18 protein-coding genes and 3 tRNA genes are annotated in these 23,089 nt (G+C 64.9%); 14 read left to right on the top strand and 7 right to left on the bottom strand.

Annotated elements, in window-relative coordinates:
* Nucleotides 1-267: 267 nt before the first annotated feature.
* The 4 genes from HNR60_RS05690 to HNR60_RS05675 all read left to right on the top strand — a co-directional run bounded on the left by HNR60_RS05690 (nt 268) and on the right by HNR60_RS05675 (nt 5,672).
* Nucleotides 268-2,430, top strand: coding sequence for a TonB-dependent siderophore receptor (locus tag HNR60_RS05690; protein ID WP_210313278.1), 2,163 nt, complete (start codon nt 268-270; stop codon nt 2,428-2,430).
* 168 nt (nt 2,431-2,598) lie between these two features.
* On the top strand, nt 2,599-3,885 hold the full coding sequence (gene fsrB / locus HNR60_RS05685) for a siderophore utilization protein FsrB (RefSeq protein ID WP_184255230.1): 1,287 nt from the start codon (nt 2,599-2,601) through the stop codon (nt 3,883-3,885).
* An 89-nt stretch (nt 3,886-3,974) separates the two neighbouring features.
* A complete protein-coding gene (locus HNR60_RS05680) occupies nt 3,975-4,874 on the top strand; it encodes a DMT family transporter (RefSeq protein WP_184255228.1) in 900 nt (299 codons plus the stop codon).
* 147 nt (nt 4,875-5,021) lie between these two features.
* Complete coding sequence (locus tag HNR60_RS05675) at nt 5,022-5,672, top strand: hypothetical protein (protein WP_184255226.1); 651 nt, start codon at nt 5,022-5,024, stop codon at nt 5,670-5,672.
* Nucleotides 5,673-5,820: 148 nt separating this feature from the next.
* Here HNR60_RS05675 and glnA read toward each other — a convergent pair whose 3' ends face one another.
* Together glnA and HNR60_RS05665 are read right to left on the bottom strand one after the other, a co-directional pair.
* Entirely contained in the window at nt 5,821-7,230 is a 1,410-nt protein-coding gene (gene glnA, locus HNR60_RS05670; RefSeq protein ID WP_184255224.1) for a type I glutamate--ammonia ligase, read from the bottom strand.
* 85 nt (nt 7,231-7,315) lie between these two features.
* A complete protein-coding gene (locus HNR60_RS05665; protein WP_074832548.1) occupies nt 7,316-7,654 on the bottom strand; it encodes a P-II family nitrogen regulator in 339 nt (112 codons plus the stop codon).
* A gap of 422 nt (nt 7,655-8,076) precedes the next feature.
* Here HNR60_RS05665 and HNR60_RS05660 point away from each other — a divergent pair, with 422 nt between their 5' ends.
* On the top strand, nt 8,077-9,576 hold the full coding sequence (locus tag HNR60_RS05660; RefSeq protein WP_184255222.1) for an NAD(P)H-hydrate dehydratase: 1,500 nt from the start codon (nt 8,077-8,079) through the stop codon (nt 9,574-9,576).
* A gap of 93 nt (nt 9,577-9,669) precedes the next feature.
* Here the strand turns inward: HNR60_RS05660 and HNR60_RS05655 are convergent, their stop codons facing one another.
* Entirely contained in the window at nt 9,670-10,101 is a 432-nt protein-coding gene (locus HNR60_RS05655) for a virulence factor (RefSeq protein WP_246432823.1), read from the bottom strand.
* Nucleotides 10,102-10,230: 129 nt separating this feature from the next.
* Complete coding sequence (locus tag HNR60_RS05650; protein WP_347339309.1) at nt 10,231-11,544, bottom strand: multicopper oxidase family protein; 1,314 nt, start codon at nt 11,542-11,544, stop codon at nt 10,231-10,233.
* 164 nt (nt 11,545-11,708) lie between these two features.
* On the opposite strand from HNR60_RS05650, the gene HNR60_RS05645 reads away from it, so the two are divergent.
* The 5 genes from HNR60_RS05645 to lon all read left to right on the top strand — a co-directional run bounded on the left by HNR60_RS05645 (nt 11,709) and on the right by lon (nt 18,660).
* Nucleotides 11,709-11,793: transfer RNA gene (locus HNR60_RS05645), tRNA-Leu, on the top strand.
* Between the two features lie 152 nt (nt 11,794-11,945).
* Nucleotides 11,946-13,307, top strand: coding sequence for a trigger factor (gene tig, locus HNR60_RS05640; RefSeq protein ID WP_184255209.1), 1,362 nt, complete (start codon nt 11,946-11,948; stop codon nt 13,305-13,307).
* A 320-nt stretch (nt 13,308-13,627) separates the two neighbouring features.
* Nucleotides 13,628-14,260, top strand: a complete 633-nt coding sequence (locus HNR60_RS05635; protein WP_184255207.1) for an ATP-dependent Clp protease proteolytic subunit — start codon at nt 13,628-13,630, stop codon at nt 14,258-14,260.
* Nucleotides 14,261-14,661: 401 nt separating this feature from the next.
* Nucleotides 14,662-15,936 (top strand): ATP-dependent Clp protease ATP-binding subunit ClpX, encoded by a 1,275-nt coding sequence (gene clpX, locus HNR60_RS05630; protein WP_184255205.1) that lies wholly within the window; start codon nt 14,662-14,664, stop codon nt 15,934-15,936.
* Between the two features lie 297 nt (nt 15,937-16,233).
* On the top strand, nt 16,234-18,660 hold the full coding sequence (lon, locus tag HNR60_RS05625; RefSeq protein ID WP_184255203.1) for an endopeptidase La: 2,427 nt from the start codon (nt 16,234-16,236) through the stop codon (nt 18,658-18,660).
* Between the two features lie 103 nt (nt 18,661-18,763).
* Here the strand turns inward: lon and HNR60_RS05620 are convergent.
* Nucleotides 18,764-18,840: transfer RNA gene (locus HNR60_RS05620), tRNA-Val, on the bottom strand.
* Between the two features lie 121 nt (nt 18,841-18,961).
* On the opposite strand from HNR60_RS05620, the gene HNR60_RS05615 reads away from it, so the two are divergent.
* Nucleotides 18,962-19,252, top strand: coding sequence for a hypothetical protein (locus HNR60_RS05615; RefSeq protein WP_184255201.1), 291 nt, complete (start codon nt 18,962-18,964; stop codon nt 19,250-19,252).
* Between the two features lie 202 nt (nt 19,253-19,454).
* Here the strand turns inward: HNR60_RS05615 and pepT are convergent, their stop codons facing one another.
* The gene (pepT, locus tag HNR60_RS05610) at nt 19,455-20,735 is read right to left on the bottom strand and encodes a peptidase T (protein ID WP_184255199.1); all 1,281 of its coding nucleotides are present in this window, start codon (nt 20,733-20,735) and stop codon (nt 19,455-19,457) included.
* A 54-nt stretch (nt 20,736-20,789) separates the two neighbouring features.
* Nucleotides 20,790-21,149, bottom strand: coding sequence for an HU family DNA-binding protein (locus tag HNR60_RS05605; protein ID WP_347339312.1), 360 nt, complete (start codon nt 21,147-21,149; stop codon nt 20,790-20,792).
* 168 nt (nt 21,150-21,317) lie between these two features.
* On the opposite strand from HNR60_RS05605, the gene HNR60_RS05600 reads away from it, so the two are divergent.
* From HNR60_RS05600 to HNR60_RS05590, 3 genes are all read left to right on the top strand, one after another.
* Nucleotides 21,318-21,394: transfer RNA gene (locus tag HNR60_RS05600), tRNA-Asp, on the top strand.
* A gap of 724 nt (nt 21,395-22,118) precedes the next feature.
* Nucleotides 22,119-22,484: an NADH-quinone oxidoreductase subunit A gene (locus tag HNR60_RS05595; protein WP_184255197.1), complete on the top strand. Its 366-nt coding sequence runs from the start codon at nt 22,119-22,121 to the stop codon at nt 22,482-22,484.
* Nucleotides 22,475-23,080, top strand: coding sequence for a NuoB/complex I 20 kDa subunit family protein (locus HNR60_RS05590; protein ID WP_184255195.1), 606 nt, complete (start codon nt 22,475-22,477; stop codon nt 23,078-23,080). The genes HNR60_RS05595 and HNR60_RS05590 overlap by 10 nt, the downstream gene beginning before the upstream one ends.
* The last annotated feature ends 9 nt before the right edge of the window (nt 23,081-23,089 follow it).

Here is a 23,089-nt window from a genome sequence, read left to right as displayed (position 1 = left end):
GCCGAAAACGCAGCTTTCTCCGCAACGAACGCGCCGTCAGCAGGCCCCGGGCGCTGCAAGCTATACCCATTCTAAGCGCCGCTCCCTGTACTCCGATGCCTACTGCCGCCATCACACCCGCGCCGGCGGACCGGCGTCTCTTGGGGGTAGCATCGCGTGATTACGACAATTTCGATTTGGTTCGAACCGACCACTCGCCTGCCGCGTACGCGCGCGCTGTGGTTCTCCGCCGTCAGTGCGCTGGCGCTCGTGGTCCCGGGTGTGGCGATGGCCGAAAACTCGTTGCCGACGGTGCGCGTCGAAGCGCAGCAGCCGCGTGCGGCGCCGGCGAAGCCCGCGCGACGGGTGGCGACCAGCCGCGCGGCCCCGAGCACCCGCGCCGCGCCGGCGCCGCAGCCCGCGGCAGCCTCTGTCGGCCGCGTTGAAACCGGCAGCAGCCCGGTGCAGGGCTACCTCGCCACGGTGAGCGGCACCGGCACCAAGACCGATACGCCGCTGAACCAAACCGCGCAGTCGGTCAGCGTGGTGTCCGCCGATCGCGTCCGCGACCAGGGCGTCACCAGCGTCATGGAAAGCCTGCGCTACGTGCCCGGCGTGTTCGCCGAGTCCGGCGGCGTCGATTCTCGCAACGACTACGTCACGATCCGCGGCCAGAGCCCGAACGTCTATCTCGACGGCACGCGGGTCAGCAATCGCAACGGCTTCAACGAATGGCGGCTCGATCCCTACATGCTGGAGCGCATCGAGGTGTTCCGCGGCCCGGCGTCGGTGCTCTATGGCGACACCTCGACGGCGGGGCTGGTCAACCTGATCTCGAAGCGCCCGCAGGCGGAATCGCACAACGAAGTCGGCGTGTCGTTCGACAATTTCGGCCGCAAGCAGACCCAGATGGACTCCACCGGCAAGCTGACCAAGGACGGCGAGTGGCTGTATCGCTTCGTCGGGCTGTTCCGCGACGGTGGCACCCAGGTCGACTTCGTGCCGGACGACCGCATCGCGCTGTCGCCGTCGCTGACCTGGCGCCCGACCGCGAATACCAGCTGGACCGTGCTCGGCACCTATCAGAAGGACAAGACCGGCACCACCAACGGCTTCCTGCCGCGCGAAGGCACGCTGGTGCCCGGTCCCAACGGCTATATCTCGCGCAATCGCTTCGCCGGCGATCCCAACACCGATCTGTATCAGACCGAGACCGGCGCCTTCAGCAGCCTGTTCGAGCACGAGTTCAACGACGCGGTGAAGTTCACCCAGAACCTGCGCTACGCCCATGTCGATGGCGTCTATCGCAGCGTCTACGCCAACGCATTCTCGACGGATCCGTACCTCGATGCGTCGCGGCGCACGGTCAATCGCTACACCAGCGCGCAGGAGACCGCGAAAGACAACTTCACCATGGACAACAACGTCCAGCTCAAGGCGCTGACCGGCGCGCTGTCGCACAAGGTGTTGCTCGGCGTCGATTATCGCAACGTCGAGACGCGCGGGTCGGCGGGCTCCGGCTTCGACGCCACGCCGTTCGATCTTTATGCGCCGGTCTATACCAGCCTGCCGGTGCCGACCATGACTGCCGCTCCCGACACCCGGCAGAGCCAGACCGGGCTCTATGCGCAGGACCAGATGCGGCTCGGCCCCTGGCTCGCCACGCTCGGGGTCCGGCAGGACTATGCCAGCACGCGCCGCACCGCGGCCGACGACAGCGACAGGTCGGCGACCACCGGGCGCGCCAGCCTGATGTATGAAACGCCGTTCGGTTTCAATCCTTATGCGACATGGGCGCAGTCGTTCAATCCGGTGTATTTCGACGGACTCTACGGCGGCAGCACCTGCGTCGGCGGTCCCTGCAAGGACCAGCGCGGCGAGACCTACGAAGTGGGCTTCAAGTACAATCCGATGCCGGGCCTGGCGATCAACGCCGCGATCTACGATACGGTGGAGAAAAATCGACTGGCCGCGTCGAACGATCCCTCCAACCCGTTCGCGTCGAGCCAGATCGGGCAGGTTCGCATCCGCGGCGCCGAACTCGAGGTAATCGGCAAGGTCACGCCGGATTTCGATCTGATCGCCAGCTATGCTTATATCGATGCCAAGGTGGAAAGGGGCGACTACGTCGGCAACAAAGTCGAGGGCGTGCCCACCAACCAGGCCTCGCTGTGGGGCAAGTATCGGCTGAGCGCGGTCGGCCTGCGCGACGTCACCGTCGGCGCCGGCGTCCGCTACATCGGCAAGTCCACCGAGGAGACCAACACCTACACCATTCCGGACTACACGCTGTTCGACATGATGATCGCCTACGATCCCGGCCCGTTCCGGCTGCAGATCAACGCCAACAACATCGCCGACGAGCGCTATGTGGCGGCCTGCTATGCCCGCGGCGATTGCTATTACGGCGTCGGACGCACCGTGCTCGGAACGGCGACCTATCGGTTCTAGGGGCCGTGGAATGGCGATGGCCGCGATCTTCGTGCCCCCGACGGCCCGCCATTGGCGGCAGCCGCCCGAGCATCGCATCGATGTTCGGGCGGCTGTCCGTTGTGGGGCAGGTCGCCTGATCGCACCGCTCGCGTTGGTCTGCACCACAACAAACAGGAGGTTGACGCCATGAGACCGATCTTCGGGCGACTGCATCGCTGGGCCGGGCTGCTGACCGCCGGCTTCCTGTTCTTCTCCGGCGTCACCGGCGCGGTGATCTCCTGGGATCACGAGCTCGACGATCTGTTGAACAAGCGGTTCTTCGAGGTGACCACGAGCGGTCCGGCCAAGTCGTCGGTCGAGCTTGCGGCGTTGATCGAACAGCGCGATCCGCGCGCCCGGGTGAACTATCTGTTGACCGCGGCGGAGCCCGGCGAGTCGTTGTCGTTCTTCGTGCAGCCGCGGATCGATCCGTCGACCGGCAAGCGTTTCACGCTGGACTACAACCAGGTGTTCCTCGATCCCAACACCGGCGCCGAACTCGGCCGGCGCTTTTGGGGCGCGGTGTGGCCGGTGACGCGGGAGAACTTCGTCTCGTTCCTCTACAAGCTGCACTACACCATGCAGATCCCCGAATTCTGGGGCAGCGATCGCTGGGGCGCGCGGCTGCTCGGCATCATCGCCATCATCTGGACCATCGATTGCTTCGTCGGCTTCTATCTGACGCTGCCGGCGCGACGGCGCGCCAGAGCGGGGCGGGCGGCGGTGGTGGAGCGCGAGCTTGGCCGCGGCTTCCTGGCGCGCTGGGCGCCAGCCTGGACCATCAAGACCACCGGCAGCGCCTACCGCATCAATTTCGACATCCACCGCGCCTTCAGTCTGTGGACCTGGGCGCTGTTGTTCGTGATCGCCTTCACGGCGTTCTCGCTGAATCTGTATTTCGAGGTGTTTTCGCCGCTGATGAAGACGGTGTCGAACTACACGCCGACGCCGTATGAGCAGCGGCCGTACCGCGATCTCGACGATCCGATCGTGCCGAAGATGAGCTTCGCCGACATTTTGGCGCGCGCCACGGCCGATGGCAAAGCGCGCGGCTGGGAGACCCCGGTCGGCTCGCTGTTCTACGGCTCGGCGCACGGCGTCTATGCGGCGGCGTTCTTCAACCCCGGCGAGGATCACGGCGCCGGCGGCGTCGGTCCGGCGCAGCTTTATTACGACAGCGAGGACGGCCGCGCGATCGGCGAGCGGCTGCCTTGGGTCGGCACTGCGGCGGACATTTTCGTGCAGGCTCAGTTTCCGCTGCACTCCGGGCGGATCATCGGCTTGCCGGGCCGCATCCTGATCTCGGTGATGGGGCTGGTGGTGGCCGCGCTGTCGGTGACCGGCGTGGTGATCTGGTGGCGCAAGCGCCGCGCCCGCGTCCGCTCGCACGCCAGGGCCGAAGCCGCGACGCAGCACTTGGCGCCGGCCGAATAGGAACAGCGGTCCATTCGCGGGTTTCGGGTGGCGAGCGCTACGGAATACCGGCATGTTGGCGGTCCCGTTCCCGCCAGGGCTGATCCCGCATGACCGAATTGAAAATCCCCGGCGCCGCCGCGCGCGCCGCGCCGACCGGACTCATGTTCCTCGCCATCACCTCGGTGGCCTGGGGGCTGAACTGGCCGGTGATGAAGCTGGTGCTCAGCGAATGGCCGCCGCTGTCGGCGCGCGGCTGGACCGGCGTCGCCGGCGCGGCGCTGCTGGCCATGCTGGCGCTGGCGCGCGGCGAGAGCCTTGCGGTGCCGCGGGCGATGTGGCCGCGGCTGTTGCTGTCGGCGTTTCTCAACGTCACCACCTGGATGACGCTGATGGGGCTGGCGCTGCTATGGCTGCCGGCCAGCGAGGCGGCGGTGATCGCCTACACCATGCCGGTATGGGCCTCGCTGCTGGCCTGGCTGCTGCTCGGCGAGCGGATGTCGTGGTCGCGGCTGGGGGCACTGCTGATGGCGTTCGCCGGCATCGCCGCGCTGATGGGCGGCAATGGCATCAGCGGCAGCATGGAGAAGCTGCCGGGCATCGTCATGGTGCTGGTCGGCGCGTTCGGCTTTGCGCTCGGCACCGTGGCGGCGAAGCGGTTGCCGTTGGCGTTGCCGCTGGTCAGTTCGGCGGCGCTGCAGATCGGGATCGGCTGCGTGCCGGTGGCGCTGGCGGGGATGCTGTTCGAACACCCGGACCTGCGCGCGCTGTCCGGCGTCGGCTGGGGGCTGATGGCCTATATGACCGTGGTGCAGTTCTGCATCGCCTATGTCTGCTGGTTCGCGGCGTTGCAGCGGCTGCCGGCGTCGGTGGCGGCGATCGGCACGCTGGCGGTGCCGGTGATCGGTGTCGTGGCCTCCGCGGTGGCGCTGCACGAGCCGCTCGGCTGGGGCCAGATCGCCGCATTGATCTTCACGCTTGCCGGCGTGGTGCTGGCGACACGGTCGTAGCGCGTTCCTCCGCGATGATCATGGGACCGCGTCGCCGCCGCCCTGCTAATATAAGGGGGATGGCGGCGGCGCACGATGCCGCGCAACGCCAAGAAAAACGCAGCTGGGAATCGGCGGCGACGCCGAGAGCTCTGGATCGTTATCGCGATGGCGCCGCTCGCCGAGTGGCGCGCTGCCGAGAGGATCGCGGTTGGCTCGCAGGAGCGTCCCCGGTGCGATCGGCGGCCGCCGATGTGCCTAAAAAAGCCACAGGGATTGTGGAACAAGCTGGCTGATGGCGGCGTTGGCCGCCGATCGCAACCATTCTGCAATTCGTCAGGGAACGTTTCGTTGAGTCATAGAGATCCGACCGATCACGCGCTTGCGGCGATCGCCAGTATTTTCGAGCGGCCGGCAAAGCCGGCCGAGGTCGAGCCCGCGGAGGCGAGCAGCGAGTCGGCCGATCACGGCGCGCCGATCGTGCCCGAGGCGGGCCTGACCGACCAGGAGGTCGACGGCTATTCGCGCAGCGGGCCGGGGCCGTTGGAGGCGCTGCGATTCAAATGGACGGCGCGGCGCGCCGACGACGGCAACTACTACGTCGACGAAACCATCGGCTATGCGTCGCGGCCGATCAGTGCCGGCCCGATGGGCAAGCACGCGGTGGTCGGCTATATCGACCAGCGCCAACGCGAAGCGCAGCGCAAATTCGATCTGCTGCGGGACGAGATGGCGGCCGGCACCCGGCTCGCGCGCAGCTATGCGGGCGACGACAGCGGCGACGAGGACGGCGAGCGCAAACAGCGCGACGAAGTCTAACAGCGTCGCTCGCGGCTGCTCGGCACGCCGAGCCGCGAGGCCGACTCCGCAGCGGGCTCTCCATCACACCGCACGAAAAAAGGCGCCCCTCGCAGGGCGCCTTTTTGATTCCGAGGTGAGGCGCCGCGGGAAAACCCGCGGCAGGATCTCACTGCGAGTAGTACATGTCGAATTCGACCGGGTGCGGCGTCATTTCGAAACGCATCACTTCGGTCATCTTCAGTTCGATGTAGGCGTCGATGAAATCGTCGTCGAACACGCCGCCGGACTTCAGGAAGGCGCGGTCCTTGTCGAGGTTCTCGAGCGCCTCGCGGAGCGAACCGCAAACCGTCGGGATCGACTTCAGCTCTTCCTTCGGCAGGTCGTACAAGTCCTTGTCCATCGCCGGACCCGGATCGATCTTGTTCTTGATGCCGTCGAGGCCGGCCATCAGCATCGCGGCGAAGCCGAGATACGGGTTGGCCATCGGGTCCGGGAAGCGGACTTCGACGCGCTTGGCCTTCGGGTTGGTGGTGTAGGGGATGCGGCAGGAGGCCGAACGGTTGCGCGCCGAATAGGCCAGCAGCACCGGGGCTTCATAGCCCGGGACCAGACGCTTGTAGGAGTTGGTCGACGGGTTGGTGAAGGCGTTGATCGCCTTGGCGTGGGTGATGATGCCGCCGATGTAGTGCAGGCAGGTTTCCGACAGGTCGGCGTACTTGTTGCCGGCGAACACCGGCTTGCCGTCCTTCCAGATCGACTGATGCACGTGCATGCCCGAGCCGTTGTCGCCGAACACCGGCTTCGGCATGAAGGTGGCGGTCTTGCCGTAGATGTGCGCGACCTGATGGATGCAGTACTTGTAGATCTGCATCTGGTCGGCCATGTGGGTCAGGGTGTCGAACTTCATGCCGAGCTCGTGCTGGGCGGAAGCGACTTCGTGGTGATGCTTCTCGACCTTGACGCCCATCTTGGCCATCGCGCCGAGCATTTCCGAGCGCATGTCCTGCACCGAATCCTGCGGCGGAACCGGGAAGTAGCCGGCCTTGGTGCGGATGCGGTGGCCGAGGTTGCCGCCCTCATATTCGGTGTCGGAATTGATCGGCAGTTCCGAGGAGTCGAGCTTGAAGCCGGTGTTGTACGGGGTGGTCTGGTAGCGCACGTCGTCGAACACGAAGAACTCGGCTTCCGGGCCGACGAACACGGTGTCGCCGACGCCGAGCGCCTTGACCTGGGCTTCCGCCTTCTTGGCGATGCCGCGCGGGTCGCGGTTGTAGGGCTCGCCGGTGGAGGGCTCGAGAATGTCGCAGGTGATGACCATGGTGGTCTCGGCGAAGAACGGATCGATCGTCGCGGTGGCCGGGTCCAGCATCAGCATCATGTCGGACTCGTTGATCGCCTTCCAGCCGGCGATCGAGGAACCGTCGAACATGGTGCCTTCGGCGAACATCTCTTCGTCGACCATCGACACGTCGAAGGTGACGTGCTGCCACTTGCCGCGCGGATCGGTGAAACGCAGATCGACGTATTTCACGTCGTTGTCCTTGATCGATTGCAGGACTTCTTTAGCGGTGGTCATGTTTACCCCTTATATCTCTACGGTCGTCGTGATCATGGCCGCGCCAGCAGCCAATGGGTGATGCCTGGTTTGCGGCGAGGGTGGTCTAGATGGCGTCCAGCCCGGATTCGCCAGTTCTGATCCGAATTGCTTCTTCGATGTTGGACACGAAGATCTTGCCGTCGCCGATGCGGCCGGTTTGGGCGGCACGTCGTATCGCATCGATGGCCTTCTCGACCAGATCGTCGGAGATCACAATCTCGATTTTGACCTTGGGCAGAAAGTCGACGATGTATTCGGCGCCGCGATACAGCTCGGCGTGGCCCTTCTGCCGTCCAAAGCCCTTGGCCTCGGTGACGGTGATTCCCTGTAATCCAACTTCCTGAAGTGCCTCCTTCACCTCGTCGAGCTTGAATGGCTTGATGATCGCTTCAATTTTCTTCACCTAAACGTCCTCCCGGCACTTCCGACTTCGTGTGTATGCTGCCGTTCCATACGGCTGGTTGAAGATGGCGCTACGCTGCGCGTTTGATCGATGACTCTGCTGGTCGGTCAGAGGAAAGGCAACGCCTCGCCGCCCGGATGCCGATGCGGCAGCCGAAAGCGGTCGGGCGCACCAATTGCTAATGCCGGTGAGCACGAAGAATCGAAACATGGCTTCCGTAAAAGCAGGGTCCATGCCACTTTCGCAAGTCGAGTAATCTGGGAGCATTATCAGATCATTAAGGTCCTTGGCGCGTAGACTTTGGTGGGCCGCGTCACACTCGAATGACTAACAATGATGCGATGAGCCCAAATTGTATGCAGATGATCGCGATCAAAGCGGGCGATGCTGCCTGTTGATAAGGCGACAGTGACGAGACTGGCATGGAAATTCTCACCACGACTGAAATGGAACGCGCCGACCTGCTGACGATTTCCAGCGGCTCGTCGGGCTTTGCGTTGATGCTGGCGGCCGGACGGGCGGTTGCCAATGCGGCGATGGACCTGGTCGAGGAGGGGCCGATCCTGGTGGTCGCCGGCGCCGGCAACAATGGCGGCGACGGGCTGATCGCCGCCACCGAATTGCTGGCGAAAGGCCGCGAGGTCTCGGTGATCCTGCTCGGCGAGCGCGACGCGCTGAAGGGCGACGCGGCGCTGGCGGCGCGGGAATGGAAGGGGCCGGTGTTCCCGTTCCACCCGCAGGCGATCAAGACCCCGGCGCTGATCATCGACGCGCTGTTCGGCGCCGGGCTCAACCGTCCGGTGAAGGGCGATGCCCAGGCGGTGATCGAGGCGATCAACCAGAGCGGCGCGCCGGTGCTCAGCATCGATCTGCCGAGCGGCATCAGCGGCAACACCGGCGCCATCATGGGCGTGGCGATCCGCGCCCGCGAGACCGTAACGTTCTTCCGCCGCAAGCCCGGTCACCTGCTGCTGCCGGGGCGGCTGAATTGCGGGCGGGTGCGCGTCGTCGACATCGGCATCGACGACCAGGTGCTGCAGGAGATCCATCCGGCGACCTTCGAGAACTGCCCGGAATGGTGGCAGGCGGCGTTTCCGGTGCCGCGGATCGACGGCCACAAATACGGCCGCGGCCATGCGGTGATCGTCTCCGGCGGGCTCGGCGCCTCCGGCGCGGCGCGGCTCGCCGGACGCGGCGCGTTGCGCGCCGGCGCCGGCCTGGTGACGGTGGCGTCGCCGCGCGACGCCTTGGCGGTCAATGCGGCGGCGCTGACCGCGATCATGCTGCGCACCATCGACACCCCGGCGGAATTCGCCACGTTGTTGACCGATCGCCGCTTCAATGCCTGCGTGATCGGCCCCGGCGCCGGGGTCGGGCATCGCACCCGCGAGCTGGTGCACGCCGGTCTAGGGGCGGGCTGCAGCTGCGTGCTCGATGCCGACGCGCTGACCAGCTTCGCCGACGCCCCGGACCGGCTGTTCGAGGCGATCAAATCGGCCGAGGATTCACAGGTTGTGCTGACCCCGCACGAAGGCGAATTCCCGCGGCTGTTCAGCGACATGAGCAACAAAAATCCACTTCGCTCGAAACTTGAGCGGGTGCGGGTGGCGGCGGAACGCTCGGGCGCCGTGGTGCTGCTCAAGGGTCCCGACACCGTGGTGGCCTCGCCGGACGGCCGCGCCACCATCGCCGCCAACGCGCCGCCCTGGCTCGCCACCGCCGGCGCCGGCGACGTGCTGTCCGGCTTCATCGCCGGGCTGTTGGCGCAGCGGGTGCCGACATTTGAGGCGACCTGCATCGCGGTCTGGCTACACGGCGAAGCCGGCAGCGAAGCCGGCCCCGGGCTGATCGCGGAAGATTTGCCGGAAGTGCTGCCGGCGGTGTTCCGCAGGCTTTATGACGAGTTCGGGATCGAATATTGAGCGGACGCCACCGACGAAGCTCCGGGGCGGGCAAGCGACAAGACGCGTGGTTCCGCGGCGGGTGCTGGCAACCGATGGCTCAAGCGCTACGGATTAGGCTCCCGCAGCCTTCTGCCGGTCCAACTCCAGCTCTTGTTGGGCGATGGCGGGCAGCAGGTCGTTGTGTTCTTCGATCCGAAGCATCCGAATATCGCGGACCGCCTTGCCGAACCATGGATGTAGTTTCTGAGCTTCTTGGACGGCCAATACGCAATTGACCGGCGTAACGTGCTCGTTCCCGAAATACACGCTGCCTTGCTGGCGAGAGAAGCCGTGGGCTTCGAAGACCTTGCGCAGGTCTTCATAGGCGTTGTTCCAGCTTTGGTTGTGATAGTGGTTTTTCAGCGCATCGACGTCGAGATCAAAAGCAATCGCATACATCCTGCCCCCCGGCGGTCTGGTCTGCTCTGGCCAGAAGCCATTGTGACCGACGCCAGGAACAACCGCAAGTTTAGTTCGGCGGGGCTTTTGCTGAAACTTTGTCATGGCACCTCACCATCCGACCTTGCACGTGGACCGATGCCCATTAGGAGCCAAGCTACGATATAGGCCGCGCCGCCCAATACAACCCGGGCGACCACGAAAGTCAGTTCACATCTCGGCAGGCGATTGCGATCAGTCCACCAGATAGGTGGCGACCATCCGCGGTGCCGACCATTCGGTCGCCATCGCCTCCAGCAGCCACGGGCCAGCCGTGTCCGCCGCGAAGGCGACGCGCTGGGTCTGGCCGGGGCCGACCACCAGCGTATCCAGCCAATACGGCTTCCAGCCGTCGTCGAGCCGGTCGAGCAGCCGGACGTGGTGGCCGTGCAGATGAAACACCATCGGCCCCGCGGCGCGGTGGCTGAGCGCGAGCACCACGGTGCGGCCGCGCTTGGTCCGAAACGCCGGCGCGGCGTCTTGTTTGAAGTCGACCGGGCGCTGCCAAATCGGCTGCGAGACGTCGAGCGCCAGGTCGACCCGCTGCGCCGCCTTCAGGTCGAGCTGCGCCGGCAGGCCGTTGCCGGGCAACGGAGCCGCTGGCGGCAGCGCGCCGGCGCGCACCGGCGGCTCACCGGAATACACCAGCCGGGCGATCGGGCGGGCGGTGGTGCCGTCGTGCAGCAGGATTGCCGAGGACGACCCGGGCGGGCGGAGCGCGTCGACAAAGCCGTCGACCCTCGTGCCGGGCGCCAGCACCAATTGCCCGCCGCGCGCCGGGAACGGCTCCGCCGGCTGCCCGTCGATGGCCATCACCTGGCAATCGTGGTCTTCGATTTTAACTGCTGCAACAGCGCGTTGGCAGCCGTTGATGAAGCGAATCCTCAGCCGCTGACCGGCCCGAACCTTGATCTCCGGGGTGGCCGCGCCATTGACCGTGTAGACCGTCGCGGCGTCCTTGGCGTCGCGGCCGGGCGCGAGCGCGCGGCCGTCCGGCGCAAGCCGCCAGTCCTCGATCAGCAGCACCTCGTCGCGGTCGACCGCCACCGGCTCGGTCTCCTCGACGATCACCGCACGCGCCGGCAGCGGTTCGGCGCCGCCGTCGCCGAGCAGCCGCAGGTCGACCATCGCGGTGCCGGCGTGGCGTAGCGTCGCCGCGAAGGCGTCGTTGCCGGCCGCCGCCACCGCGCGGCGGGCGAGCAGCGGTTCGAGCCCGGGCTCGGCGAGGCCGCGCCAGCCGAGAATCGTGGGCTCCGAGAGCGCGTTTTCGAAGCGCAGCGTGAGTTGCTCGCCGCGGCGGAATCGCAGCGCGGCCTCCGGGCCCTGTGCCGTCAGCCGGGCGACCGAGGTTTCGGGCTGCCCGGGCCGCAGCGCGGCCGACCCGGTGGCGGCGCGCAGCAGCAGCGAGCGAGCCGGCGCCGCGATCAGCGGGCGCGGCAGCGCGGCCACCAGGGCCGCGCTCCCGACCCCGGCGATCAGCCGGCGGCGGTTCAGCGGAACGTGTTTCACGGTTGCGATCATGCCGCGAGTCGGACCATGTCCGGAGGGCGCTGTCCAGCCGCGGGCGAGGCGGCGCGGCGTCGCGGCATCCGGGTTTTTTTGTTGCTGCGATCCGCGTCACCCATGTTATAAGCCCGCCGCCCGCGGCATCGCGGCCGGACATGATGCTCCTCGCGGGCGTGGCGGAACTGGTAGACGCGCTGGATTTAGGTTCCAGTGACGAAAGTTGTGGGGGTTCGAGTCCCTCCGCCCGCACCAAGCGCCGTTGGCGTTTGCGCATGACGATTTTCCGGAGGACGTATTCGCAAGGGTATGCCGCCAAACCACCGGTGCAGGCTGTTTGGCCGCGCATCGATCAGATTGACAATGCCGGTCATTGCACCGGACCAAGCGGGAAGAAGATTGACGCCATGCAGGTCAAGGAAACCGTCGCAGACGGATTGAAGCGCGAATTCGAGGTCACTCTCCAGGCTGCGGACATCGGCGCCAAGGTCGATGCGCGGCTGGACGACATGAAGGACAAGGTCCGCCTCAATGGCTTTCGCCCCGGCAAGGTTCCGATCGGCCACCTGAAGCGGATCTACGGCCGCTCGGTCACCGCCGAGACCGTCGAGAAGCTGATCCGCGAAACCAACGACCAGATCTTCACCGAGCGTGGTTTCCGGCTCGCCACCGAGCCGAAGATCACCATGCCGTCGAAGGAAAACGAGGTCGAAGAGATTTTGGCCGGCAAGTCGGACCTCAACTACACCGTCGCGGTGGAAGTGGTGCCGACTATTGAACTCGCCGACTTCAAGAGCTTCAGCGTCGAAAAGCCGGTCGCCGAAGTCAGCGACAGCGACGTCGACGAAGCCATCAACCGCATCGCAACCGGCAATCGCAGCTACGCCGACAAGGGCGAGGGCGCCAAGGCGGAGACCGGCGACCGGGTGACGATCTCGTTCAAGGGCACCATCGACGGCACGCCGTTCGACGGCGGCACCGGCGAGGGCATCCAGGTGGCGATCGGCTCGGGGACCTTCATCCCGGGCTTCGAGGACCAGCTGATCGGCATCGCCGCCGGCGAAACCCGCACCCTCAAGGTCGAATTCCCGAAGAATTACACCAACGCCGAACTGGCCGGCAAACCGGCCGAGTTTGAGACCACCGCCTCCCTGGTCGAGGCGCCGCAGGAACTGACCATCGACGACGAGTTCGCCAAGACGCTCGGCTTCGAATCGCTCGACAAGCTGAAGGAAGCCGCGCGCGGCCGCCTCACCGCGGAATACGCCGGCGCGACGAGGCAGCGCGTCAAGCGCGAGCTGCTCGACCGGCTCGACGAGACCCATCGCTTCGAAGCCCCGCCGTCGCTGGTGGAGCAGGAGTTCGAGCTGATGTGGCGCTCGATCAAGGCCGAGATGGAATCCGGCGGCAAGACCTTCGAGAGCGAGAACACCACCGAAGAGGCCGCCCAGGAGGAATATCGCAAGATCGCCGACCGCCGGGTGCGGCTCGGCCTGGTGCTGTCGGAGATCGGCGAGAAGAACAAGATCACCGTCACCGACGACGAGATCAGCCGCGCGGTGATCGAACGGGCGCGGCAGATGCCCGGCCGCGAGAAGGAAGTCTGGGAGTATTATCGCAACAACCCCGAGGCTTTGGCCCAGATCCGTGCTCCGATCTATGAAGACAAGGTGGTCGACTTCATCCTCGAGCTCGCCAACGTCACCGAGAAGACGGTGAGCCGCGAAGAGCTCTACAAGGACGACGACGCCGAGAAGACCGCGGCCTAAGCTCAGACCGCAGCCAACGCCGGACCGGGCGCCGCCACCTCGAGAGGGTGCGGCGCCCGATTGCGTTTCAGACCAGAGGGTTTGGCGCGGCCGTTAACGATATTGGCAGCCTCAGCAGTGCGGCGATCCGCATTGCTTTGCCGCGGTGCCCCGAATCAGCTTGAACTTGCGGCTGAGCTGAGTTTCGCCCTTGTCGCCGTCGATCCGGCGCCTATCTGTGAACTCGCTTCAAGTCCTGCATCACGGGACGTTCGTTCGCCGCTCGCCCGCCGCCGGGCCTTGCCGATGGACGCTCGCCTCCGGCAACCTTCAGGTGAATTATGCGCGATCCGGTGGAAACCTACATGAACCTCGTGCCGATGGTGGTCGAACAGACCAACCGCGGCGAACGGGCCTATGACATCTTCTCGCGCCTGCTGAAGGAGCGCATCATCTTCGTGACCGGCCCGGTCGAGGACGGCATGTCGACGCTGACCGTCGCGCAATTGCTGTTTCTGGAAGCCGAGAATCCGAAGAAGGAAATCTCGATGTACATCAACTCGCCGGGCGGCGTGGTGACGTCGGGTCTGGCGATCTACGACACCATGCAGTTCATTCGCCCGCCGGTCTCGACGCTGTGCACCGGGCAGGCGGCCTCGATGGGCTCGCTGCTGCTGGCCGCCGGCCATCCCGACATGCGGTTCTCGCTGCCGAATTCCCGGATCATGGTGCATCAGCCCTCCGGCGGGTTCCAGGGCCAGGCCACCGACATCATGCTGCACGCCCAGGAGATCCTCAACCTGAAGAAGCGGCTGAACGAGATCTACGTCAAGCACACCGGGCAGACCTACAAGGCGATCGAGGACGCGCTGGAGCGCGACAAGTTCCTCACCGCCGAAATGGCACGTGACTTCGGCATCGTCGACAAGGTGATCGACAAGCGCTCCGAGGAACCGACGCCGAAGGCCCCGTAACACACCGGGCAGGGGCCCTCGGTTGATTACGGAGGTACCTCTCCGAAAGGCCGGGTGATCGCTATCTGTTGCGCGAATGTTCCTTTTTCGTGCTTGCCTAAAGGGGCAATCGCGCAACTCTGCTCTGTTTTCCTTCAATGAGGGTCGCACGACCGCCCCAAATCACGCTATGGTTACGCGGTTGCGCCGTCTTCCGATTAGCGAATTCTTGATAGTCGGATGACAGCATGATTGGCTTAACCGGATCGACTGAGTGGTTGGGGGATTCGAAATGGCCGCAATTCGTGCGGCAGCTAAGCGCGGGGATCTTTTCTGGTACGGTTTTTGCTCTAGTTTCACTTGGTCCCGACGAGTCGGGGGAGCGATCGGCAGATGAGATCGAACGGCGGACGGAGATATAAATGAGTAAGGTCGGCACGAGCGACTCCAAGAACACGCTGTATTGCTCGTTCTGTGGAAAGAGCCAGCACGAAGTCCGCAAGCTGATTGCGGGACCCACCGTATTCATCTGCGACGAATGCGTTGAGCTGTGCATGGACATCATCCGCGAGGAGAACAAATCCTCCCTGGTGAAATCGCGCGACGGAATTCCGACCCCGAAGGAAATCTGCAAGGTTCTCGACGATTACGTGATCGGCCAGAGCCATGCCAAGAAGGTTCTCTCGGTCGCGGTGCATAACCACTACAAGCGCCTGAACCATCAGACCAAGCACAACGACGTCGAACTGGCGAAGTCGAACATCCTGCTGATCGGCCCGACCGGGTCGGGCAAGACGCTGCTCGCGCAGACGCTGGCCCGCATCCTCGACGTGCCGTTCACCATGGCGGATGCGACGACGCTGACCGAAGCCGGCTATGTCGGCGAGGACGTCGAGAACATCATCCTGAAGCTGCTGCAGTCGGCCGACTACAATGTCGAGCGCGCGCAGCGCGGCATCGTCTACATCGACGAAATCGACAAGATCTCGCGCAAGTCCGACAATCCCTCGATCACCCGCGACGTCTCGGGCGAGGGCGTGCAGCAGGCGTTGCTGAAGATCATGGAAGGCACGGTTGCGTCGGTGCCGCCGCAGGGCGGTCGCAAGCATCCGCAGCAGGAGTTCCTGCAGGTCGACACCACCAACATCCTGTTCATCTGCGGTGGTGCGTTCTCGGGTCTCGAGAAGATCATTTCCGCGCGCGGTCGCTCGACCTCGATCGGCTTCGCCGCGCAGGTGTTGGCGCCGGAAGATCGCCGCACCGGCGAAATCTTCCGCCACGTCGAGCCCGAGGATCTGCTGAAGTACGGCCTGATCCCGGAATTCGTCGGTCGTCTGCCGGTGGTGGCGACGCTCGAAGACCTCGACGAGACCTCGCTGAAGAAGATCCTCACCGACCCGAAGAATGCGCTGGTCAAGCAGTACCAGCGGCTGTTCGAGATGGAGAACATCGAGCTGACCTTCGCCGACGAGGCGCTTGGCGCGGTCGCCCGCAAGGCGATCGAGCGCAAGACCGGCGCGCGCGGCCTGCGCTCCATCCTGGAGAGCATCCTGCTCGAGACCATGTTCGATCTTCCGGGCCTGGAAGGCGTCGAAGAGGTAGTGATCTCGCGCGAGGTCGTCGAAGGCACCGCGCGTCCGCTCTACATCTACGCCGACCGCTCCGATCGCGCCGCCGAAAGCAGCGCCAGCGCCTGATCCGTGCAGCACACGAGCTGCCGTCGAATCCTTGCGAATACCGCGCGCACGCGCGGTGTTCGCTCTGCGCTCGTCACGCGTCCAACCCTTGCGCACCAGTATTTACGGCGGCTTGACACCATGTGGGTCGATAGCCACCTAATGTAGCGGCGATGACGAATTGATGAGGATTCGCCGTCATCTGATCCGGACAAGTGGAGCCCGTCGGCCGAACGAGTCGGACCACCTCTGCACCTTGTGGCGGCCGCGCCGAGCAAGCGGGCTGCGAGCAAGGGGGCGCAACAAAAGGAATGGGCCATGACCGCCACCAAACCCCGGCCATCGATCGTTCACGGCGAAAGCCACTCCTATCCGGTGCTGCCGCTTCGCGACATCGTGGTTTTCCCGCACATGATCGTGCCGCTGTTCGTCGGCCGCGAAAAATCGATTCGTGCACTCGAAGAAGTCATGAAGAACGACGCGCTGATCATGCTGGCGACGCAGAAGAATGCGTCGGACGATGATCCTGCGCCGGACTCGATCTATGAGATCGGCACGCTCGCCAGCGTGCTGCAGCTGCTGAAGCTGCCCGACGGCACCGTCAAGGTGCTGGTCGAAGGGCTGGAGCGCGCCAAGGTCGAGAAGTACACCGATCGTAGCGAATACTACGAAGCCACCGCGGTGGCGCTCGCCGACACCGACGCCGACAGCGTCGAGGCCGAGGCGTTGTCGCGCTCGGTGGTCTCCGACTTCGAGAGCTACGTCAAACTCAACAAGAAGATTTCCGCCGAAGTCGTCGGCGTGGTGCAGGCGATCACCGATTTCGCCAAGCTCGGCGACACCGTCGCCTCGCATCTGGCGGTCAAGATCGCCGATCGGCAGGGCATCCTGGAGACGCTGTCCGTGACCTCGCGCCTGGAGAAGGTGCTGGGGCTGATGGAGAGCGAGATCTCGGTGCTGCAGGTCGAGAAGCGGATCCGCAGCCGCGTCAAGCGGCAGATGGAGAAGACCCAGCGCGAGTACTACCTCAACGAGCAGATGAAGGCGATCCAGAAGGAGCTCGGCGACGACGAAGGTCGCGACGAGTTGGCCGATCTGGAAGAAAAGATCGTCAAGACCAAGCTCTCCAAGGAAGCCCGCGACAAGGCCCAGCACGAGCTGAAGAAGCTGCGGCAGATGTCGCCGATGTCGGCCGAAGCCACCGTCGTGCGCAACTACCTCGACTGGCTGCTGTCGATCCCGTGGAACAAGAAGTCCAAGGTCAAGAAGGACCTCGCCTCCGCGCAGGCGACGCTGGATAACGACCACTACGGGCTGGAGAAGGTCAAGGACCGCATCGTCGAGTATCTCGCCGTGCAGAGCCGCGCCAACAAGCTGACCGGACCGATCCTCTGCCTGGTCGGCCCGCCCGGCGTCGGCAAGACATCGCTCGGCAAGTCGATCGCCAAGGCGACGGGACGTGAATTCGTCCGCGTCTCGCTCGGCGGCGTGCGCGACGAAGCGGAGATCCGCGGCCATCGCCGGACCTATATCGGTTCGATGCCCGGCAAGATCATCCAGTCGATGCGCAAGGCCAAGACCTCGAACCCGCTGTTCCTGCTGGACGAGATCGACAAGATGGGCGCCGATTTCCGCGGCGATCCGTCGTCGGCGCTGCTCGAGGTGCTCGATCCCGAACAGAACGGCACCTTCGCCGACCACTATCTCGAAGTGGACTACGATCTGTCCAACGTGATGTTCATCACCACGGCGAACACCCTGAATATTCCGGGGCCGCTGATGGATCGTATGGAGATCATCCGGATCGCCGGCTACACCGAGAACGAAAAGGTCGAGATCGCGCGCAAGCATCTGATCCCGAACGCTTTGACCAAGCACGGCCTCAACACCAAGGAATGGTCGATCGACGACGATGCCTTGTTGCTGATGATCCGGCGCTACACCCGCGAAGCGGGGGTGCGTAACCTTGAGCGCGAGCTGTCGACGCTCGCCCGCAAGGCGGTCAAGGACCTGATGCTGTCGAAGAAGAAGGTGGTCAAGGTCACCGAGAAGTCGCTGGAAGACTTCCTCGGCATTCCGAAGTACCGCTACGGCGAGATCGAAAGCGACGATCAGGTCGGCGTGGTCACCGGATTGGCGTGGACCGACGTCGGCGGCGAGTTGCTGACCATCGAAGGCGTCATGATGCCCGGCAAGGGCCGCATGACGGTGACCGGCAACCTGCGCGACGTGATGAAGGAATCGATCTCGGCGGCGGCGTCCTACGTCCGCTCGCGCGCGATCACCTTCGGGATCGAGCCGCCGCTGTTCGAACGGCGCGACATCCACGTCCACGTTCCGGAGGGCGCGACCCCGAAGGACGGCCCGTCCGCGGGCGTCGCGATGGCCACCACCATCGTCTCGGTCTTGACCGGCATTCCGATCCGGCACGACGTCGCGATGACCGGAGAGATCACGCTGCGCGGCAGGATCCTGCCGATCGGCGGCCTGAAGGAGAAGTTGTTGGCGGCGGCCAGAGGCGGCATCAAGACGGTGCTGATCCCCGAGGACAATGCCAAGGACCTCACCGAGATCTCCGACGCCATCAAGGGCGGGATGAACATCATCCCGGTGGCCCGGATGGACGACGTGATCGGCAACGCGCTGGTGCGCCGGCCGGTGCCGATCGTCTGGGAAGAGCCGAGCCCGTTGCCGGCGAAGCCGGACGCGGCCGATGAGGCCGCCGGCGGTCTGACCGCGCACTGAGCCTCCTGAGGCTCGGCAATCGACATCAGCGGCGTCCTTCGGGGCGCCGCTTTTTTGTGCGCGCACGGGACGGTCTGAGCCTGTTGAAGGGCGGGGGCCGGGCTGGTAGGCGGTGACGGATTCGAACCGCCGACCCTCTCGGTGTAAACGAGATGCTCTAACCAGCTGAGCTAACCGCCCGGAGCCCTCATCTAGCGCGGCGGCGGTGCCGCGCGCAAGGCGCCCGGCGCCGCGCGATCTGCTTCTCTTGGCGGGAGGGCGCGGGCGGTGATAAGCAGGGGCATCCAGGCTGGAGCGTCCCATGAGAATTTTCTACGCCATCGCGATGATCGCCTTGCTTGCCGGACCCGCCGCCGCGCAGCAGACGGTGCCGAAATACGGGGAACCGGACCCGGACAAGACGCCCGCCCAGATCGAGGCCGACAAGCGCGCCGAAAGAGCCTATCAAAAGGCGCTCGGCAACGTCCCCGCCGGCGCTCCGACCGACCCATGGGGCAATGTCCGCAGCGACGCCGCGCCGAAGCCTGCGGCGAAGCCGGCGAAGGGCGCCAAGCCCGTCAATCCAACGACGTCGGCCGGGTCGGCGAAGTAGCCGCGCCTCAGAAGCCTGACTCGCACCGATCTCAGCGAATCGAGGAGCTTAAGTTCGTCATTGCGAAGAGCACTTGCGACGAAGCACTCCAGGGCTCCGCAGGAAGCCCTGGGATTGCTTCGCTGTCGGCCGGCGCACCGCGCCGTCCTCGGCTCGCAATGACAAAAACCCCTGATTTTCCGGCGATGCCTATGAGGCCGACTCATGCCCGCTCTTCAAAGATCATCGCCAGGTGGACGATGGTCTCCGCGGCCTTTTCCATGTCCTGCCGGCTGACCCATTCCAGGCGGGAGTGGAAGGCGTGTTCGCCGGCGAAGATGTTGGGGCAGGGCAGCCCCATGAACGACAGCCGCGAGCCGTCGGTGCCGCCGCGGATGCTGGTGCGCACCGGCTCCAGCCCGGCCCGCCTGATCGCCTCGATCGCAAGCTCGACGATCTGCGGATGGCGATCGATCACCTCTTTCATGTTGCGGTATTGCGACTTGATCTCGAGCTTCGCCGTCGAGCGCGGATAATCCCGCATCACCTCGTCGATGATGCGCTGCAGCAGCGCGGCTTTCTCCTGCAGGCCGGCCTCGGCGAAGTCGCGGACGATGAAGGTGAGGGTGACCTTTTCCAGCGCGCCGCTGATCCCGATCGGATGCAGGAAGCCGTCGCGGCCCTCGGTGGTTTCCGGCGAGCAGCCGTGCTTCGGCAGCCGCTCGACGATCGCTGCGGCGATCTTGATGGCGTGCTCCATCTTGCCCTTGGCGAAGCCGGGGTGGGCGCTGACGCCCTCGATGGTGATCACCGCCGAATCGGCGGAGAACGTCTCGTCCTCGAGATGTCCGGCGGTCTCGCCGTCGATGGTGTAGGCGACGTAGGCGCCGAGCTTTTTCAGATCGACCTTGTCGACGCCGCGGCCGATTTCTTCATCGGGGGTGAACAGAATCTTGATGGCGCCGTGCTTGATCTGTGGATGGCTGACCAGAAACTGCGCCGCATCCATGATCTCGGCGATGCCGGCCTTGTTGTCGGCGCCGAGCAGCGTGGTGCCGTCGGTGGTGACGATGTCGTGGCCGATCTGATCCGCCAATGCAGGGTGCTCCGCGGCGCGAATCACCTGGGTCGGATCGCCGGGCAGCGCGATGTCGCCGCCCTGATAATTTCTCACGATCTGCGGTTTGACGCCGGCGCCTGAGCAATCCGGCGAGGTGTCCATATGCGAGCAGAAGCAGACCACCGGCACCTGTTTGTCGGTGGTCGAAGCAATCGTCGCATAGACATAGCCGTGGGCGTCGAGCTCGGCGTCGGCAACACCGATGTCGCGCAGCTCCTGGACCAGCAGCGCGCCGAGATCCTTTTGCTTTTCAGTCGACGGGCAGCTCGCCGAACTCGGATCCGACTGGGTATCGATCGCGACGTAGCGCAGAAATCGCTCGGTGACGGTGTGAGTGAAATCGATTCGGGACGACACCGTCACCTCGTGCATTGTCACGGCCATTCCGGCGCTGCCGCGGCGCGGCGGTCCGGAATAGGCCTGCTTAGACGGTCGAGCTCAGACCGCTTCCTTCAGTTCCTTGGCGGCGCGGAAAGCGACCTTCTTGCTGGCCTTGATCTGGATCGCTTCGCCGGTCGCGGGATTGCGGCCCATGCGGGCGGCGCGCTTGCGGACCTGCAGGATGCCGAGGCCGACGATTCGGATCCGTTCGCCCTTCTTGAGGTGCTTGGTGATGCGGCCGACCAGGTCGCCGAGGATGGTCTCGGTCTGCTTCTTCGACAATTCATGCTCTTCGGCCAATGCGGCCGCCAGATGCTTGAGCGTCACGGTGGTCGGTGTCGCGGCTTTCGCGGTCGCTGCTTTCTTCGCCATTTTTGGCCCTCCAGGTTGTTGTCGGCTTAGGAAACTAAGACGTATCAGGCATTAAACGATTCGGGGGCGCTCTGCCTACGCCGTTTGGCCCGTAAATAGCCCATTATTTGCATCACCCTCGCAAAAAGCCACCGGCAAAAAAAGGGTTTCGCGACAGCCTTGACTTGCATCGGTCCGCCCTTTAAGTCCCGTCACCTGCGCGATGCACATCACGCGGGAGTAGCTCAGTTGGTTAGAGCGCCGGCCTGTCACGCCGGAGGTCGCGGGTTCGAGCCCCGTCTCTCGCGCCATTGATTTCAATGGCCCTTCGATCCGCGCGGCGCATCTTCCCCCGCTTTCGATGCTTCCTGGCTTTCGAGCTTCCCGGCTTTCGAGCTTCCTGGCTTTCGAGCTTCCCTGGCTTTCGACGTTTCCGCTTCGCCCTCGGCAATCCGCCAGCGTTTTGCTGTGGCCCGTTGCCCTCCGCGCCTCCGCGTGACGCTGCATCGCCGGCATTCGGCATCGCGTGACGCGCGAAGGGCCCGCGCGCGGCATCAGCTGCGCAGGGCGCCGCGGGGAGGGGCGTGGCGCTTGGCTGAGCTGGGACGATGCGGAGGCGCCTCCGCCGTCGGCAAGGCCGGCCTGCAAGGCTCTTGAAGGCGCCGTGGCGGCCTCCCATCTCAATGCTCCATCCAACGGCGGATGACGAGCGACGAGGCCGCCGGCGATTTGGGTCGGTGCTGAGTGGCTGCAATGCGGCGGGATCACCCGCCGACGATTCGTGCCGAACGGCCGACCGCCAAGCCGGCAAGAATCGCCGATGAGTTGCGAGTAAAACGCGGAGGCGTTCGTGATTCACTCTATGACTTGCCGATGAACTCGCGTTGTTGCAAGTTCCCGCTCGCCGCCGCCCGGCGGGCCAGGACAGCCTCCTAAGAGCGTGTCTTGCCACCCCTATTGCGCTGCGCTAAAGCCAGAGCAATTCTAAAACGCAACAAGCCGCGGCAGCGCACGTCGCGGGAACAGGGACGGCCGATGAGCGGCATTCTGCCGAATTATCTTCCAATTGTGATCTTTATCATGGTCGCTGCAGGGTTGTGCCTGGCGATGCTGGTGGCGCCTTTCGTGGTCGCCTACCAGCAGCCGGACCCTGAAAAACTCTCCGCCTATGAATGCGGATTCAATGCTTTCGGCGACGCCCGAATGAAATTCGACGTCAGGTTCTACCTGGTGGCGATCCTGTTCATCATCTTCGATCTCGAAGTCGCATTTCTGTTTCCCTGGGCGGTGGCGTTCGGGAAGCTCGGCGCCACCGGGTTCTGGTCGATGATGACGTTTCTCGGCGTGCTGACGGTCGGTTTCGCCTACGAATGGAAGAAGGGCGCGCTGGAATGGGATTGAGCCCGCACCCCACCAATGCTGGGCCGCGCTTGGCGCAGCCGTTGGTCGCGCCCGCCGCGACCGGCATTCTCGATCCGCGCACCGGCCGCCCGGTCGGCGCCGACGATCGGTTTTTCCTCGAGGTCAACAACGAACTCGCCGACAAGGGCTTCTTCGTCGCCGCGACCGACGACCTGATCACCTGGGCGCGCACCGGCTCCTTGATGTGGATGACCTTCGGTCTGGCCTGCTGCGCGGTCGAGATGATGCAGATGTCGATGCCGCGCTACGACGCCGAACGCTTCGGCTTCGCGCCGCGCGCCTCTCCGCGGCAGTCCGACGTGATGATCGTCGCCGGCACGCTGACCAACAAGATGGCGCCGGCGTTGCGCAAGGTCTACGACCAGATGCCGGAGCCGCGCTACGTCATCTCGATGGGCTCCTGCGCCAATGGCGGCGGTTATTACCACTACTCCTACGCCGTGGTGCGTGGCTGCGACCGCATCGTGCCGATCGATATCTACGTGCCGGGATGTCCGCCGACCGCGGAAGCGCTGCTGTACGGCGTGATGCTGCTGCAGAAGAAGATCCGGCGTACCGGAACCATCGAACGCTAGGGGTTTGGG

The organism is Rhodopseudomonas rhenobacensis (genome assembly GCF_014203125.1).
Lineage (GTDB): Bacteria > Pseudomonadota > Alphaproteobacteria > Rhizobiales > Xanthobacteraceae > Rhodopseudomonas_A > Rhodopseudomonas_A rhenobacensis.
The sequence above is the reverse complement of the archived record's forward strand: the minus strand, read 5'-3'. Positions and strand labels throughout refer to the sequence as shown.